Source organism: Lutibacter sp., assembly GCF_013041805.1.
Classification (GTDB): domain Bacteria; phylum Bacteroidota; class Bacteroidia; order Flavobacteriales; family Flavobacteriaceae; genus Lutibacter.
Window position 1 is genome coordinate 45,819 of sequence record NZ_JABDRI010000019.1, and the last position, 17,387, is coordinate 63,205.

Below are 17,387 nucleotides of genomic sequence, written 5' to 3' on the forward strand. Positions count from 1 at the left end.
AGGTAGTTTTATGTAGATAAATAAAATTGAGTGAAGTAACAAATTCTTTATATTTACATATCAGAAGAAATTTTTATTCTTAATGCAGGAAAAGACAAATAAATATTTAATTGTTGCTCTATTAATTGGTGTAATCTTTCATGGATCCTCTATATTTTTCACTTTAGAAAACACATACGATGCATTAATTCATTTGTTTTTTGCAGAACATTATTCAACTAGCTGGTTCGAACCTTGGAATTATAAATGGTATACTGGTTTTACAGTAATGGGATATCCACCGCTAGTTCATCAAACTATTGGTTTATTATCATTAATTGGAGGTTTAAAATTTGGAATGTTTACAGTTGCAATTATTGCCGTAATACTTTTTATAACTGGATCTTATCGATTTTCATTATTAATAACCGCCGATAGAAAAGCTGCAGGTTATGCGGCTATTTTGGCGACACTATCTTCTTCATTTGTTGAAACGCTGCATATTTTTGGGCAATTACCAAGTATCATTGGTATTTCAATTTTAATGCATTCCCTCCCTGAAATTTATTTATGGATTAAAACTGGTAAGTACCGTTATTTAATAACATCTATTTCTTTAATAGCAGTTACCGTAACATCTCATCATGTCACGCCTATTTTTGGAATGATTTTCTTTATTTTTCCCTTGATTGGAATGGTCATCATGGATCATTCAAGAGACAAAGTAAACACGATGAAAGAAGTAACATTTAAAGTGTTTTTACAATCATTTTTCAAGTTATTTAAAAGAATTATAGGTTTTGGGGTACTTTCTCTAATAACAATCGTGTTTTGTATTTTACCGTATTGGATGAATTCTAAAGCAAATCCAATTACTCAAGTTCCCATTCCACACGGAAGTAGGGATAATTTTTTAGAAATAACCTCATCTGGTTTAGTTTTTTTTCTAATTCCTTGGGGAATTTTATTGTTCATTTTACCCTATATTTATTATAGATATTACTCAAAACGGTATTTATTTTTTGGTCTTTCATTTACAATACTTTCAATTTTAGGAACTGGAGGAACTACTCCGATACCACTAAAATTATTAGGAGAAACAGCCTTCAATATTTTAACATTAGACAGATTTACATTATGGGCTTCAATAATGGCTATCCCAATGTTTGGAGAATTTGCCTATCGCTTTGTTGAAGGTGACTTAAAAGAAAAACTTCAACAAAAATTTGGTGCTGTGTACCATAGGATTTTAGGGGGTACTTTTATGGGCATATTTTTATTTTTCACAGCTTTCACCATTACTTTAGGTTATTTTAGACCAACGCAGCCTCAGCAAATTAAAATGCTGCCTATTTTAAATTTTCTAAATCAAGACCAACACGATCATTGGAGGTTTTTACCTTTAGGGTTTGGAGATCAAATAGCATGGCTTTCAGCACAAACAAACGCAATGACTGTTGATGGAAATTACCACTCAGCCAGAAGGTTGCCAGAACTTACAACCAGAGCAGTTGAACGACTGGAAAATTCAAAATTTAGAGGTGTAGAAGGGATTGGAAGTTTACAACAGTTTCTTACAGTTCCAGAAAAGTATAATTTAAAATATGTGTTTTCTAATGACAAATTTTACGACCCTATATTATATTTCTGTGGATGGCAACGGTTAAGACAACTAGAAAATGGAATTATGGTTTGGGAAAAATTAAACGTCCCTCCACTTTCTAAAATACTTCCTAAAGATGAAGTTCCAACATTTTTAAAATTAATGTGGGGAATTATTCCTTTATTAACAGTTCTAATTGCGTTTATATTAAATATTCAAATGGTTTGGTATCAAACCCTTAAAATTAAAATTAAAGCGACTCCACCGTTTTTAAAATATAAAAATAGTTACATCAACTTCCCTAGTCAATTAATTCTAATCAATCATATTTGGGCTGTTATTTTAACCTGTGTTTTCTTTTTTGGTATCTATTTATTTTATGTTAAAAATACTGCACAAATAAGCCCTAAAAATGTTGTTGAAGCTTATTATGATGCTCTAGATTTTAAAGAATTTGAAAGAGCACATTCTTATATTAGTCCAGACAGCGATATTGATATAGCACAATATATGTTAGAAGTTTCGGTAACCGATGGTATTTTAAGTTCATATGCAAAATTAGACGCCATAGATGTAGAGCTTGTATCAAAAACCAAATCAAACGCAAAAATAATTGCTAAAACGGAATGGATTACGCCTTTAGAAACAATTAGTAAAACCTTTAAACACGAATTGGTTAAAAAGAATAACAAATGGTATGTTATTCCAAATTCGTATGATTTAGATATTCCACCTGACCAGTTATTTTCAGATAATATTCCTGAGTATTACAATCATGGAAGAAGACGTATTACAACGCAACAGACTAATCATGAGGACGTTTTAAAACAACCAGTGTTAGAAATTTTATCTGCTTCATTAGTGAAATATAAAAATCAATACGTTATTGTTGGAGAACTTCAAAATATAGATAATGTGCCAGCTGATGTTGTTTTAAAAGGAACTTTATATTCTGACAATAATGAGGAATTAGCAAGTTACAATGCAAAATATGTTATTAAACATAAATTATTACCTAAGGAAATTACAAGTTTTCGCATCGATTTTGAAGGAATTTCCTGGTTAAATCCAAATGAAAAAATTCCGGCAACTTTTAATCCTGATGAATTTACTCCAATAGAGCTAGAGGAGCAACCAACTAAATTTAACTTACAAGCAGCAGGAAATGTTGCTACAACAGATTTATATAAAAATGTTGCAATTACAAATTTAGATATTGATAATAAACATATTGAGGGAACCTTATTTAACTATGGAATACAAGAAGTTACTATTCCTCAACTCTTGGTTACTTACTACGACAATAAAAAAGAAATAATTTGGGTGGAGCATCAATTTTTAAGAGAAGGTGTTAGAGTACAACGAAAACAATATTTCAATTATTTGCTTCAACAAAATGATAGCATGGAAGTTATAAATAATAGTATCGAGAATTGTTTTGTGAATGGTTTACCCAATAAATCAATTGCAAATAAGGTAGTTCCAAATAGAAACGAAAAACATTTAAAAGAACAATTGCAACTTATTAATAACGAATCCGATTTTAAATTTATTAAAATTGAACTTAACAATTATATAGGCAATCCAAAATAATGAGAAAAAGTAACTACATATCATTTTTTATAGTAATTACTCTGCTAATTTCTGCATTCTCGATTAAGACCGAGAGCTCTACATCTGACAAATTTAAACTTGAAACTGTAGAAAAATCCTTTTTAGCTGGTACTAAAGTTACCTTAACTTTTTTTACTGAAAATGGTAAAAAACCGCTTCTTTTTATTCATAATTCATACGGTAGTACCGTCATAAGTCCTAAAAAGGTAGAGGCAAAATTAGATTTTATTATTCCACCTGTTTTTTCTAAAAAGACCGGGATATTGAATTGGACTTTAATTTATGAAGGAAAATCTCAACTAAAAAGCAGCATTGAAATTCTCCCAAACAATACTACTAAAACACTTATTGAAAGCTATTTGGGGCCAAGAAGCATTCAGGCTGGGAAAAGAGATTATTCAATGTTTGTTATAATTCCTACTGATGAATTTGACAATCCTTTACTTGAAAATACTTCATTAAAAATTAATCAACAATTTTTAGACAATATTACTTCAACAGAAGAAAAAACTAAAAATCTAATTGCCTGGAATACTATTATGGCAAAAGAAAAAGCTGGATCTATTTTAGTTTCATCATCGTGTAATTCAACAAATTCAAATGAATTAACCACCATTATTTATCCTTCAAACCCAACAAACTTTATAATAAGTTTTAACAGAAATCACGATTTTGCTGATGGCAACCAAATTACGGAACTTACGACTTCAAAAATAGTAGATGAATTTGGCAATACAATTAGCGATGGAACTATGGTTGTATTTAATATCGTAAATACAGAAAATACTATTTTAAAAACCAGAGCAACAACTATAAATGGATTTGCAAAAGCTAAAATTTTACATCCAGATTCTAAAGATATTTGGAGCGTAAAAGGTTTTGTAAATGGCTTGGCTGAAAGTAATACCATTACCATAAATTATGAACCGATAACAACTAATTTTAATGTTCATTTTTCTGAAAATAACAGAAAAATAACAGTAGGACCAATTGAAAGTTTTATGAACCAATTAATCCCAGATGGAGCTTTGGTTAAACTTAAAATTTTTAATAACAATAATTTAGTAGAAACAAAAACAGGAACAAGTTATAAGGGGTTTATAACATTTGAAATTGCTGCTGAATTTTACAGAGAAAATAGTTATTCATTTATTGTAGAAGTTTTAGGGAATTCAAAAGAAATTGAAACAAAAAATTATGCAACAAAAACTGAATAAAAATATTTATAGAGGAATTTTAATTCTTTCATTTATTGCTGTAAATGTTCTTATAATTTATGGTGTTAGCTCTGTTTTGGCTTATTTAAAAACAGGAGCTGACAGAGCTAATATGTTGCATATTGATATTAAAAGTGAAACCGTTTATGCTCCTGAAATAAATTGGATAAGCGTAGATAATCCTGGAAGAGAAATATCAAAACAAGAATTAAAAAGTATTGAAGATCATTATTTGAAATCGTGGTATATTAAAAATATTGCATTTAAAAATAATAGCCCTTATGGAATTGAGGATTTTTATACAGATAGTGCACGTGTACATATATTTAATACACTTAAGTTAAATAAAGAACAAGAGATTTCTGTTGAAGCTACTACTATTAGTCATTCCCCAAAATTAGAATTTTATAGTGAAGACGGAAAATTAGCAGTTTTAACTGATAATAATGTGGTTGAATTTCAAAAAGTATTTCAAAATAATAAGCTGATTTTAAGCACAACCGACACAAGTTCGTATAAAATTGTGCTGTTATTAGAAGATGGTTTTTGGAGGATTAGACATAAGGTTAAGATTGAAAATGAACAAAAAAAAGACACTCTAAAAACAAAACAAATAAATGAAATTAAAGATTCAGAAATTTTTGTTGAAGGAACCCCATTTACAATAAAAGGAGTTAACTATTACCCAAAGGAAACTCCTTGGGATATGTTTGGAGAGAATTATAATTTAGAAGCAATTGAAAAAGATTTTAAACTTATTGAAAATTCTGGGCTAAATAGTATTCGAATTTTTATTCAATATGAAGATTTTGGAAAAGAAAAAATTCCTTTAGCAAAAATAGAAAAACTAGAACAAGTGTTGAATGCCGCCGAAAATTCAGGTTTAAAAGTTATTGTTACTTTATTTGATTTTTATGGAGATTACTCAGTTACAAATTGGACATTAACACATAGACATGCCGAACAAATTGTTTCAGCCTTTAAAACCCACAATGCTATTTTAGCTTGGGATATTAAAAATGAACCTGATTTAGACTTTGATAGTAGAGATAAAAATACAGTGTTGGCGTGGTTGTCTCAAATGATTAAAGAAATTAAAAAGTTTGATCCATATCATTTAGTTACTATTGGTTGGTCTTCTCCAGAAGCTGCTGTGAATTTATTAGATGAGGTAGATTTTGTTTCATACCACTATTATAAAAATATAGATAGTTTTGAAAATGATTTTAAAACCTTAAAAGGGCATTCTTTAAACAAACCAATTGTTTTGCAAGAATTTGGACTTTCATCCTATAAGGGTATTTGGAATTTATATGGTAGTAGTGAAACTAAACAAGCTGAATATCATAAAAAAATGCAAGCAATCTTTAAAAAAGAATCACTTGCATTTATGTCTTGGGGGCTTTATGATTTTAAACAAATTCCAACTTCAGTTGCGGGTCGCCTGCCGTGGAGAAATATAAAACAAAAATATTTTGGTTTTATTAATGAAAACGGAGTTGAAAAACCTTCGTTTTTATATATTTCCAACTAACTCCATACCAGCATTTTTAGCTGCAATTGTATTAAAGTACTCAATATACATATCTGTAATAGTTTCCATTGGTAATGAACATGCTGCTTTATAGTTATTTTTCCCTAATGCCATTCTATAATCATCTTTAGTAATTATTTCTTGAATTGCATCTGCTAAAGAAGCTGTATTTGTTGGGTTAAAAAATTCTCCTCTGTAGCCTTCATCTTTAACTAATAAACTTAAATCCCCTAAATCTGGTAATACCACTGCTTTTCCATAACTTCCAGCTTGGTGTAAAACCCCAGAACTTCCTGTTGTTGAAGTATATGGAAATACTACAACAGCACTTTCATTAAATATTACTGGGACATCACTTTCTTCTACATAACCTGTAAATGTTAAGTTTGGAACATGTGCATATTGCTTTTTAACATTTTCTAAATAACCTGGAGTATTTGGACTATCAGTTCCTGCAATAACAATTTCAATGTTTTCGTTTGTTCTTTTTCTTATTTTCTCAACTGCTTCAATCATTATTTCAACTTTTTTATAAGTTCCAAATTTCCCAAAAGTCATTACTTTTTTTGCGCCTTTTGGTAATTCAAAACTTGGTTCTGGTGGAGTTTCAAAAGAGCCATGAGGAATTAAAACAACATTATCTGCATTGTATTTTTCTTCTAATATTTCAACATATTTTTGAATAGTTACAGCAACTAAGTCTGCTTTTAATAAAAATTTAGTTAAGGTAGTTCCTATAAAATTATATGCTTTTTGTAATAATTTATTACTTGCAAAACCTGCACTATTTAAATCTACTTGTTCTAATATATTATGTAATAAAACAATAGAAGGGATTCTTTTTAATTTAAAAATCATAGGTAATAATAATCCTAAAGCGGCTGGTATTTTTTTATCACCAAACTTCATAAATTGAAGGTTGAATAAAACCGCATCTGGTTTTTCTTCATTAATAGCTTTATAAATGTTTACTACATTTGCGTAGCTATTAAATTTCCAAGAGTCTTTAACTGTAATTTTACAATTATTAGTTTTAAAATCAAGTTGTTTTTCTTCTTCTGTGTGGTCTGTAATTAAAACAATTTCGCTTATTTCATCCTTTTGAGCGAAGTGTTTTACTAAATGATAACCATACTCTGTTAAGGTTACTTTACTAGGTGGAAACGCTGTTACTATTGCTATTTTCATAATTAAATATTTTAGTTTTTTGTTTAAATTCTATTCAAAAATAATGGAACAATACAGCGTAAAATTTAATCTTCGATAGCTAGAAAGTAAGTGTCGACGAATGGAAAAAAGGTGTTGATAAAAGAATTTCGACTATACTAAATAAGAGTGCTTTTTAAAGATATTGATATTATAAAAGTGACCGTATTTCTTGATTATTTACAACTAAAAAAGATCAAGTAACTACTGTTTTTGTAGTCACTTGATCTTTGCTAAAATCAAAACATGAAATTGATAATTAAACTAGTTTTTCAGTTATGATTTATGATGATAAAAGAAATAACACAACTGAAAAACTAATAGTAAAAGCATTGTTATTACCTGCATTAACACAACTTGTTCTAATGAATTATGGTATAGAATTATTAATCCAATTTGGGTTAAACCCAAAAAAGCAGAAACTATAACTGGTATGTATTTACCTATTGATAAAAAGTAATAGGCAAAAATATTTGCGATTGCAAAAATTGAAGTTGCCAAAGCATATTTCCAAAGTAAAGATGCGATTGAAATGTATTGTTCTCCAAACATTAATCTTACCACAAATTCTGGAAATAACCAAGTAAAAGATACAATTAAAGTCGATAATGCAACTATATAACCCACATACTTTAATAATATTGGCAAGGTGTTTTTACCGTCTTTTTTTAGTTGAATAACTTTTGGTAATAATAACATTACAAACATCCATGATACAAAATAAACAACTCTACCTATTAAAGCTAGAGAAGCATATAACCCCGCTTGTTCATTATCAAAATAATGTTTTACTAAAATAATATCGCTGTTATTTATTATAATTTGAGTTAACTCATAAAATGCCGTTAATCCAAAAAAGATTATAATACTTTTTGTTTCAACTAATTTCTCTGATATGACAATAGTAGATTTAACAATGCTATTTTGAAAAGGAAATAATCCAAAAACAAATGAAATTACAATTCCAATTGCAATTGCAATTGATGATGGAATAGCAGGAATTAATAAAACAACTCCAATTGTAATAACTAACCTACTAATCATTTCATATTGATACGTAAGCGATAATTTATTTAATACATCTTTTCCCTGATACAACCCTCTGTTGACACTCATTAAAAAATATAGAGGAAGACCTAAAGCAAAAATCCAAAACATAGATGATGTTTGGGTATGAAAAATTAGTTGTAATTCTTTATGGAAGAAAAATATTGCTGCTCCAAATAAGATTCCAAAAAAACTTGCATATTTTGTAATTAATCTTAAAAAGGTTGCTAGTTTTTCCTCTTTAAATAAAACAGCATATTTAGCTGTTACAATTTGAAATGTCATCCCCACAAATGATAACACCAATAAAAATGTAATTAAAATCGCTGCATCTGCAAATTCTGAAGGTCCTAAAATTCTACCTAAAAGTAAATTATAAATGTAGTTACCTCCATTCACTAACAAAATAGACAACATAAAAACTTGCTCTGTACTAATTTGTTTGAAGAAAATTGGATTTTTAAATGCTAATGCTTTCATAAAAAAGATTTTAAATTAAAACTTATTAATAGGTAAATATTTCTTCTTTTTTAAATAAGGCTACCAATTCCTTATTGGCTAGACCGACAATAAAAAATACTTTGTTTTTTTCAACAGCCCTTCTATATAATGAGCTAATAAATTTTACACCTGCTATATCTAAGTCAGTTATTTTATTTATAGACATTTTAATAAAAGCTGATTGTTCTAATATCAATTCAAAATAGTTTTTGAATGAGCTCATACTTTGAGTATTTAAGGCTCCGCTTATTTCATAGACTCCCGATTGTTTTGTTATTGTAAGTGCCATTTTTGAATGTTTTATGTGTTATTGTTGATGCAAATATCTTATCAATCATTATGAAAAGCCTAAGTTATTCGATGAAGTGCAGGTTTTTGTCGACGAATTATTAGTACTTTATACTTAAATTGCAGGTATAAATAAATAACAAAAGGAAATGAATTTTCTTAAACAAATATGTTTTTTAATAGGGCTAATTTTTACATCAGTAACTTTTGCACAAAATATGCAAGAAGGGTTTCAATACCTAGAAACTGGAAAATTTGATAAAGCAGAAATCTTTTTTCATCAAATACTAGCAGACTACCCTAAAAATAAAACTGCCAACTTATGTTTTGGTAGGGCAGTTGGTTTAAATGGAAATGCACCGAAAGCCATTGGAATATTTACAGATTTATTAAAAGAGTACCCAGTAGATTTAGAAATACAATTAAACTATGCTGAATCTCTTCTATGGGGAAAGCAATTTGGGGAAGCAAAAGTTTACTTTACATCACTTGTTGCTGAAAACCCTGAAAATTTTGCAGCATTACTTGGGTTTGCAAATACTTTTTCTAATTTAAAAGAATATGAAAATGCCCTTATTTATGTAAATAAAGCATTGGAAGTTTCAGTTAAAAATCCAAATGCAATGGTTTCTAAAAAATACATTCGTTTGGGTTATGCAAATCAGTTTGTTCAAAAGCAAAATTATAGTAAAGCTATTTCACTTTTAAATGAAAACTTGATAGATTTTCCAAATGATAAAGAAACCTTATTAAATAAAGTTAATATTTATTTAATGACAAAAGAAACAGCTAATGCTACTAAAATTTATAAACAAATTGCAACCAACGCTAAAGATAGCTTGTTGGCTTTAAACGGATTGGCATTAGTTGCACATATTGATGAAAAAGATAAAAATGCATTAGAAATCTCTAAAACAGCTTTGTTAAAATCGAAAATTTTAAAAGATACTACTTTAACAAAACAAACTTTTGAACGCTATACTCAAGCACTAATTTGGAATAGAAAATTTAAAGAAGCCGAAACGAAAATTAAGGATTTAATATTGGATTATGGAGAACAGAATTGGGTACTTGCGCTTCGTGCAACCTTAGGAATGTATAGAAGTAATTTTAAAGAAACCATTGCAGATTATGAGCAAATATTAAAAAAAGATTCGCTTTCTTTTGATGGAAATTTAGGAAGTACAAACGCTTATTTTGCAAATGGTGAAGTAAAAAAAGCATATAACGGTGTTTTTAAAACACTAGAAATTTTTAAAAACCAAAAAGATGCTGTAGGATTTTTAAAGAAAATAAACAAAAACTATACTCCTTACGTTGAAGAAAAACTAAGCTATACTTTTGATAACGGAGATAACGTAGCTTATTCATCGTTTACAAAAATTACATTTCCAATTAATACAAGCTTAAGTTTTTCTACTAATTATGAATATAGAAAAACCGAAAATACTATTTCAAAAAATAAAGCGAAATCAAATAATTTTAATTTAGAATTACAATATCAATTTCATCCAAAAATTATATTCAATGCTAAAGGAGGTGTTTCTCGAGCAAATTCGTTTAGCAATAACTACTCTCAACTTTTAGCTGAAGTTTTTTTTAAAATGAAACCTTTAAAACTTCAAGATTTAGAGATTGGATATAAAAGAGAAGTTCAAAATTTTAATGCGGACTTGGTTGATAAAGAAATTGCATCAAATAACCTTATTCTAAATTATAATCTAAGTACAAATTTTAAATTTGGATGGTTTACTCAGTATTTATATACTACACAAACAGATGAAAATGAGAGAAATCTTTTGTTTACTTCCTTGTATTATAATTTTTTATCGAAACCCACATTTAAGGGAGGTTTAAATTTCCAATATATTACCTTTAAAAATCAAGTGCCTGAAACTTATTTTAGCCCTGAAAAATTTAATGCTGTGGAAGTATTTATTGATATTTCGAAAAATGATAAAAAGCTATTTTATAGTTTAAATGCCGCTACAGGTTATCAATATATTGAAGATCAGCCTAAGCAATCTACCTATAGAGTACAAGTTAAATTAGGCTATAATGTATCTGAAAGGTTCATAACAAATATTTATGGAACCAGAAGTAATATTGCTTCTGCAACAGCTGCGGGTTTCACTTTTACTGAGGTTGGTTTCGTAGTAAAATGGGATCTTACAAAAAAACCAATTTTTTATAAAAATTAGCAACTAATTCTTCACAATAAATTAAGCCTTTTCATTAATTCTGGTCTATTAGAACGGCTTACGGGAATGACATTATTTCCAATTAATACACTATTATCTTCAATGTCAATGATTTTCTTGGTGTTAATAATAAAAGATCTATGGACTTTTAAGAAAAGATCATCAGGTAATTTTTCTTCAATTTTTTTCATTGTAGAATGTACCGTATAATTTTTGGATTCAGTTTTTATTAATATATAGTCGCCTTTAGCTTCTACCAAATTAATAGTTTCAAAATTAATTTTTACTAAACGTCTATCTATATTTACATATAATTCTTTAATTTCTTCTTGCTCTTCAATTTTAGGTTGTGCAGCATCATTTTGAACAAATAAAACTGCTTTTTGAACTGCCTTATTAAAACGCTCTTGTGTTACTGGCTTCACTAAATAATCAACTATACAATCGTATTCAAAAGCTTCAATTGCAAAGTTTTTATCGGAAGTAGTTAGGATTACTTTAGGAGGGTTCTTTAGAGTTTGCAATAAATCAAATCCAGTAAATCCCGGCATATGAATATCTAAGAAAATTAGATCTACACTATTTTGATTTAAATATTTTATAGCTTCAATTGCATTAGAAAAAGATTCCTTTAAATTTATTTTTTTATTATTCGAACTTAATTTTTCAATAATAGCACGAGCCATTTCTTCGTCATCAATAATAATAGTTTTCATAGAGAACCTTTTAAACTGTTTTTATAAAGCAAACCATAGAATTTAAAATTTCTTCAAATTCTTTTTTTAAATTTAAGTTATCTATTTTTAAATTCTCTTCGTAATCTATTGCAACTTGATAACTTTTTTCAAGCCCTAAAATACTAATTTTATGTTTAATTTTATGCACAAGTTCTGAAGCTTGTTTAAAATTATTTTCATTTAGAAATTTTTTATAGGAATTTATTTCATTTGGAAGCTCTTTTTTTACAATTTCAAGCAGTTTTTTTTCAAACTCATCATCTCCTCCAGAAATTTCATGTAAGTAATTTAAATTTGGCTTTTCGCTCATATTAATTGTTTTTTAATACTAAAAAAGAAAGTTGTTCCTTTTCCTACTTCGCTTTCTAACCAAATTCTACCTTTATGAAGTTCAACAATTTTTTTTACAATAGATAAACCTATACCAGAGGAATCCTCACTTTTATTTAGATAGTTAAATATTTTGAAAATCTTTTTATGATATTTTTTTTCAATACCTATACCGTTGTCTTTTACAGAAAACTGATAATAGGCTCCTGAATTTTTAAAATCCACCTCCACAAGTCCATTTTTTTTATCGCAAAACTTAATAGCATTGCCAATTAAGTTTTGAAATAGTTGTTGCAATTTAGTTTTATCACCAGTAAGTGTTGGAAGCTTTTTCTTTATATTAAACTTGATATGATTAGGAATATATATAATTTGTTCTAAATCAGATACTACCTCATTTAAGTTTACTTCCTCTCTTTGGGTTGATGCCGCTTCTAAACTAGAGTACTTTAAAATATTAGAGATGAGTTGTTCCATTTTTTCTAATGTAGATTCAATAAGTGCAACGTTTTTAAGACTCATATCATCTAATTTACCTTCATTGTCCTCTTTTAACCAGGCTACTAGGGCGTATATGCTACGTAATGGTGATTTTAAATCATGAGATACTATGTGGGCATACTCGTGTAATTCATCATTACTTCTTTCTAAATCTTTAAGCAAGGTTTCCTTTTGTAATTGCAAATTTTTTAAATCTGTAATATCAAGATGAATTCCTATTGAACCAATAACTTCACCATTTAAGTTATAGTTGGGAGCACCACTTATTAGCCAATGCCTTATTTGGCCAGCTTTGTTTTTTGCACGTACCTCATAAGAATTTAACTGCCCTTGTTGGCGTTTTAGGTTTTCATTATTAATAATATCTCTATCAATATCTATTATAAAAATATCACTAGCTATTTTTCCAAGAAGCTCTTCTAATTTATAACCTGACATTTCTTCAAAACTCTGATTGACTAACAGTATTTCATCATTGGCATTTACTTCTACCAATCCAAGATTCATATTAGTTATAATACTTCTGTACTTATGCCTTTGAGCTTCAATACTTTTTCGGTATTGACGTTTTAAAGTAACATCTCTATATTTCCATAAATGACCTTTGTAGACTTTATTCCTATATATTGGAACAAAATCACGCTCATATATTTTACCATTAACCATAGTGAGTTCTTCACTTAAAACCAGTTCTTTTTTTGAAAGAATGGTCTCAATATTTTTTACAAATTCTTCCGGATTTTGAAAAAGCGACTTGCTTTCTTCAGCAGAATTACTACAATCTTGCCCTATTAGCTGTTCCACCGGGACAGGAATTTCAAAAAACTCACAAAATTGCTTGTTGGTTAGAATTATTTTTCTGTTTTCATCTTCCAATAAGATACCACTATCCAAATTTAGAATAAGAGTTGATAATCGTTCTTCAGACTCTATTAATTCTTCTTCAGCTTTCTTCCGTTCCCTTAAATCAACAGCACTTTTTAATTGTAATGCTACCAAACTGGCAATATTATTAAGCATCTCTAAATGCTTTTGAGTAAAAAAGTTTTCTTGATCGTTTTCGGAGTCTATAACCCCAATTACTTTATCACCAATTTTTATAGGAATTGTAATTTCAGATTTTCTCCTTTCAATATCCACAACATATCTAGGGTCGTTAATTGTATCGTTAACTATTTCAGAAATTCCTGTTTGAGCAACGTGACCAACCACGCCTTCTCCTTCTTTTAAAAAAATTTTATTTATTAGCTGTTTGTTTTCATCTAATTTTTCTCCATAAGCCGCAATTTGTTCGAGGGTATTTTGTTCTTCATGATATAGATAAATTACACAGTCATTAGACTCTAAGTAATTGGCAATTTTATGAGCGATTTCGAAGGCAATTTCATAAATATCTAGCTTTCCTAAAATAGATTGTGCAATACTATTGATTAATTCAATTACTAATTCGTCTTCTTTTGATTTTGTAATGTCTCGAACAATACCTTGAGCAGCTACCGGAATTCCCTTATCATAAATAACGCTAGCATTAATATGAACTAGTTTTATTTTATTTTTCTTGCTTCTGATTTTAATCTCAAAATCAGTTATAAAACCTGTTTTAAGGAAATTCTTAAAAGCATTTGAAATGGTGTCATAATCCTCTGGAAATACCATATTCATCAGGTTAGCTTCCACTTTTTTGCCATCAAATTCAAATAGGCTTATTGCGGAAGTGTTCATTTTTAAAATATTACCCGATAAATCCATAATTACATAGGCATCCACAATATTTTCGAAAACACCTTGTAGTTGAGAATCTGCTCTTTGTAAATCAGATTCTGCATCTTTATATAATTTTTCTAATTTTTTCTTTGATGAAAAGAGCTCTGTAGATTTTTGCTCTAATATTTTTTCAGCAGCTTTTCGTGCTTCTCGTTCTCTTTTTAGTGCGCGTTGTAATATGTCAATTTTATCTTGACTCATTAATTTTTGGTAATACTAAACTTTACTTCTGTTCCGTCAGCTTTAATTTTTTCTAGAACAATAGTTGCCTTAGAATTAAAATGTTCAAATGTTTTATTCATTAATCCTAATCCAAAATGATGCATTGACCTACTTGATTTATAAATCATTATGAGGGAATTTTCTGCTCTCTCAACAACTTCAAACGTTGGTAATTCTGCTTCTGGATAGATTTTAATAACTTCCACATGAATATGATTTTCTATAGAAGCTAGCATTTCAATTGGATCTGTATATAATTTAAAAAAGGAAGGATAATTGGTTTCTAAAACCGAAAAAAAATGTTCTCCATAAACTAAGAGTAACTGATCAATAGAAATTGTTGTTTTGGCACTTAAATGTTGCACTAATTGAAGCATTTCTGAAAAGTCGTAAGTTCCTATTGAAGTATAAACTCCATTTGATTTTAAATCTGATTTTTCAATAATTTCATCAACTGTTTCAAAACCAAACTTTTCTTCAACTAATTCTAAAAATTCTGTAAATACAATGCCTTTCATTTTAATTAAGCTTTTATTAATTCATTAGCGCTCCAATAGTCTAATACTCTTTTTATGATTTCGATATAGTCATCAAATTTTAGAGGTTTTATAACATAACCTGCAATGCCAATTTTATAACATTCTAACATATCTTTTCTATTGTTAGAGGTTGTTAAAATTATTGTTGGGATATATTTTAACTCATTATTATTTTTTAGAATTTCTAAAAATTCTATACCATTTAATTTTGGCATGTTTAAATCTAATAAAATTATATCGGGTAAGCTATCTTTTTTGTATAAAATATCTAAAGCATCTTCACCATTTTTAGCTTCAATAATTTTATGTGGATAATCGAGTTTAGCAATAGTTCTGTTTAACTTCATAACCTCTATCATATCATCTTCAATAAGAAGAATTGTTAGCGTATTTTCCATGTTTTTATAATTTTTTTAGAGAAATGTAAATTTCAAAAATACAATCTCAAATTAAATTTAAATTCGATGAAATATATAACACTATCGTTGAAATGCAGTTTAGTATCGACGAATGGTTTTAAAGGTCAGTATAATAAGGGTAATATTTAAATTAGAGCTTATGGCAGTTAACTTTTTATTTGCTTTTCGGCAATTTCTTTACGTAAACTGCTACTTGAAAAACGATGTTCTCTTTTATTATAATATAATTCTATTCCTTTTTCTTTGCAATATTTTTTACCTGTAAAATCTTTAAATTCATATTCATCACCTACCACGCGCATATCAATTTTAAAAGAATGCAATATATCTTCTAAATCTTGTTCGGTTGCATAAGGCACAATTTCATCAACAAATGTGCACCCTTTAAGCTGTATGTATCTTTCAACAACTGATTGAATTGGCTGATTTTTTTCCGGTCTATCTAATGTTGGGTCTGTTTGCAAACCGCAAATTAGATAGTCACATTTACTTTTAGCTTCTTCCAACATTTTTATATGACCAGCATGAAATAAATCAAATGCGCTAAATGTAATTCCAATTTTCATTTCTTTTTCCATTTTAATTCAAATTTCTTTTTTTTTGACTTAAACTTATAATTACCATTCACGATTATTATACCAGTTCAAAATTATTTTCTTTTACATCATTATATATTCCTTTGACCAAATCACTTTTTGAGCGTGGTAAAATTAAGATACTATCTTCAGTATCGACTATAACTACATTTGCAATTTCAGCACCAACTACTTTCTTTTTACTAAAAACAAAACTATTTCCATTTGGGTTTTCAATTTGCTGCAAGTTATCTACTTGGTTTCCTTCTTCAAAATAATTGATGATTGCATCAAAAGAGCCCAAATCAGTCCAATAAAAATTAGACGCAACTGTTTTAATCACTTTACTATGTTCCAATACGGCATAATCAATACTATCTGCTGGGATTGCTTTCATAGCCTCCAAATCAACAACTCCTTTTTCAATTGTTGGCAATGCTTTTTCACATGCGGCTAAAATATCTGGATGGTATTTGTGTAATTCATCTAAAAATACACCTGCTTTAAAACAAAACATCCCACTATTCCAATAAAAGTTACCTTTTTCTAAAAATAATTGAGCATCTATAGCTGTTGGTTTTTCTCTAAATTGTATAACTTCCTCATTTTCAAACTCTATATAGCCATAGCCTGTATGTGGTTCAGTTGGTTTAATTCCGAAAGTAACAATTTTGTTTTCATTCGCTAATTCAATAGCTCTTGAAACACAGGTTTTGTAATGTTCTTCATCAGCAGTCATATGATCTGAAGGAGTGACAAACAAGATAGCATCTTTAGCAACTGACAAGGCAGCCAATGCGATGGCAGGTGCCGTATTTCTGCCAACAGGTTCAATAATTTTATGTGCAATCTCAATTCCTAGGTCATCGGCTTGTTTTTCCGCTGCCTTATATTGTGCTTCATTGGTAATCAGCATATAATCATTAGCTACTTGTTGGTTACGTAACAACGTATGCTGAAATAATGACTTTCCATTAAATAATTGTAAAAATTGCTTGGGATTACTGTTACGCGATAAGGGCCATAAACGAGTTCCTGACCCACCACTTAAAATAATGTTGATGACTTTTTGGGGTGTTTTTATTGTATCCATTTTTTAACTGTTTTTCT

General features: G+C 28.7%; 14 protein-coding genes. 4 read left to right on the forward strand and 10 right to left on the reverse strand.

Annotated features, from left to right (window positions below; genetic code table 11):
* Positions 1 to 82 precede the first annotated feature (82 nt).
* The 3 genes from HKP59_RS02605 to HKP59_RS02615 are packed head-to-tail and all read left to right on the forward strand — an operon-like array spanning position 83 to position 5,947.
* Complete coding sequence (locus HKP59_RS02605; RefSeq protein ID WP_291803201.1) at positions 83 to 3,175, forward strand: hypothetical protein; 3,093 nt, start codon at positions 83 to 85, stop codon at positions 3,173 to 3,175.
* Complete coding sequence (locus HKP59_RS02610; RefSeq protein ID WP_291803202.1) at positions 3,175 to 4,413, forward strand: hypothetical protein; 1,239 nt, start codon at positions 3,175 to 3,177, stop codon at positions 4,411 to 4,413. The genes HKP59_RS02605 and HKP59_RS02610 overlap by 1 nt, the downstream gene beginning before the upstream one ends.
* On the forward strand, positions 4,394 to 5,947 hold the full coding sequence (locus HKP59_RS02615) for a cellulase family glycosylhydrolase (RefSeq protein ID WP_291803203.1): 1,554 nt from the start codon (positions 4,394 to 4,396) through the stop codon (positions 5,945 to 5,947). Before HKP59_RS02610 ends, HKP59_RS02615 begins: the two co-directional genes overlap by 20 nt.
* On the opposite strand, the gene HKP59_RS02620 is transcribed toward HKP59_RS02615, so the two are convergent.
* From HKP59_RS02620 to HKP59_RS02630, 3 genes are all read right to left on the reverse strand, one after another.
* On the reverse strand, positions 5,930 to 7,135 hold the full coding sequence (locus HKP59_RS02620) for a glycosyltransferase (protein ID WP_291803204.1): 1,206 nt from the start codon (positions 7,133 to 7,135) through the stop codon (positions 5,930 to 5,932). The two genes, HKP59_RS02615 and HKP59_RS02620, sit on opposite strands and share 18 nt — an antisense overlap.
* 294 nt (positions 7,136 to 7,429) lie before the next feature.
* Positions 7,430 to 8,680, reverse strand: a complete 1,251-nt coding sequence (locus HKP59_RS02625; protein ID WP_291803205.1) for a sugar isomerase — start codon at positions 8,678 to 8,680, stop codon at positions 7,430 to 7,432.
* Positions 8,681 to 8,705: 25 nt separating this feature from the next.
* A complete protein-coding gene (locus HKP59_RS02630) occupies positions 8,706 to 8,990 on the reverse strand; it encodes an STAS domain-containing protein (RefSeq protein ID WP_291803207.1) in 285 nt (94 codons plus the stop codon).
* Between the two features lie 148 nt (positions 8,991 to 9,138).
* Between HKP59_RS02630 and HKP59_RS02635 the strand changes: the two genes are divergently transcribed.
* Positions 9,139 to 11,190, forward strand: coding sequence for a hypothetical protein (locus tag HKP59_RS02635; RefSeq protein ID WP_291803209.1), 2,052 nt, complete (start codon positions 9,139 to 9,141; stop codon positions 11,188 to 11,190).
* A gap of 11 nt (positions 11,191 to 11,201) precedes the next feature.
* Here HKP59_RS02635 and HKP59_RS02640 read toward each other — a convergent pair whose 3' ends face one another.
* From HKP59_RS02640 to HKP59_RS02670, 7 genes are all read right to left on the reverse strand, one after another.
* Complete coding sequence (locus HKP59_RS02640) at positions 11,202 to 11,906, reverse strand: LytTR family DNA-binding domain-containing protein (protein WP_291803211.1); 705 nt, start codon at positions 11,904 to 11,906, stop codon at positions 11,202 to 11,204.
* Positions 11,907 to 11,916: 10 nt separating this feature from the next.
* Complete coding sequence (locus HKP59_RS02645; RefSeq protein ID WP_291803212.1) at positions 11,917 to 12,237, reverse strand: Hpt domain-containing protein; 321 nt, start codon at positions 12,235 to 12,237, stop codon at positions 11,917 to 11,919.
* Entirely contained in the window at positions 12,234 to 14,723 is a 2,490-nt protein-coding gene (locus HKP59_RS02650) for a PAS domain S-box protein (protein ID WP_291803213.1), read from the reverse strand. The genes HKP59_RS02645 and HKP59_RS02650 overlap by 4 nt, the downstream gene beginning before the upstream one ends.
* Positions 14,723 to 15,262: a heme NO-binding domain-containing protein gene (locus HKP59_RS02655; protein ID WP_291803215.1), complete on the reverse strand. Its 540-nt coding sequence runs from the start codon at positions 15,260 to 15,262 to the stop codon at positions 14,723 to 14,725. Before HKP59_RS02655 ends, HKP59_RS02650 begins: the two co-directional genes overlap by 1 nt.
* 5 nt (positions 15,263 to 15,267) lie before the next feature.
* On the reverse strand, positions 15,268 to 15,681 hold the full coding sequence (locus tag HKP59_RS02660; RefSeq protein WP_291803217.1) for a response regulator: 414 nt from the start codon (positions 15,679 to 15,681) through the stop codon (positions 15,268 to 15,270).
* 167 nt (positions 15,682 to 15,848) lie between these two features.
* Positions 15,849 to 16,268 carry an adenylyltransferase/cytidyltransferase family protein gene (locus HKP59_RS02665; RefSeq protein ID WP_291803249.1) on the reverse strand — a complete coding sequence of 140 codons (420 nt, stop codon included), beginning with the start codon at positions 16,266 to 16,268 and terminating at the stop codon, positions 15,849 to 15,851.
* A 67-nt stretch (positions 16,269 to 16,335) separates the two neighbouring features.
* Positions 16,336 to 17,370: a sugar phosphate nucleotidyltransferase gene (locus HKP59_RS02670; protein WP_291803218.1), complete on the reverse strand. Its 1,035-nt coding sequence runs from the start codon at positions 17,368 to 17,370 to the stop codon at positions 16,336 to 16,338.
* Between the last annotated feature and the right edge of the window lie 17 nt (positions 17,371 to 17,387).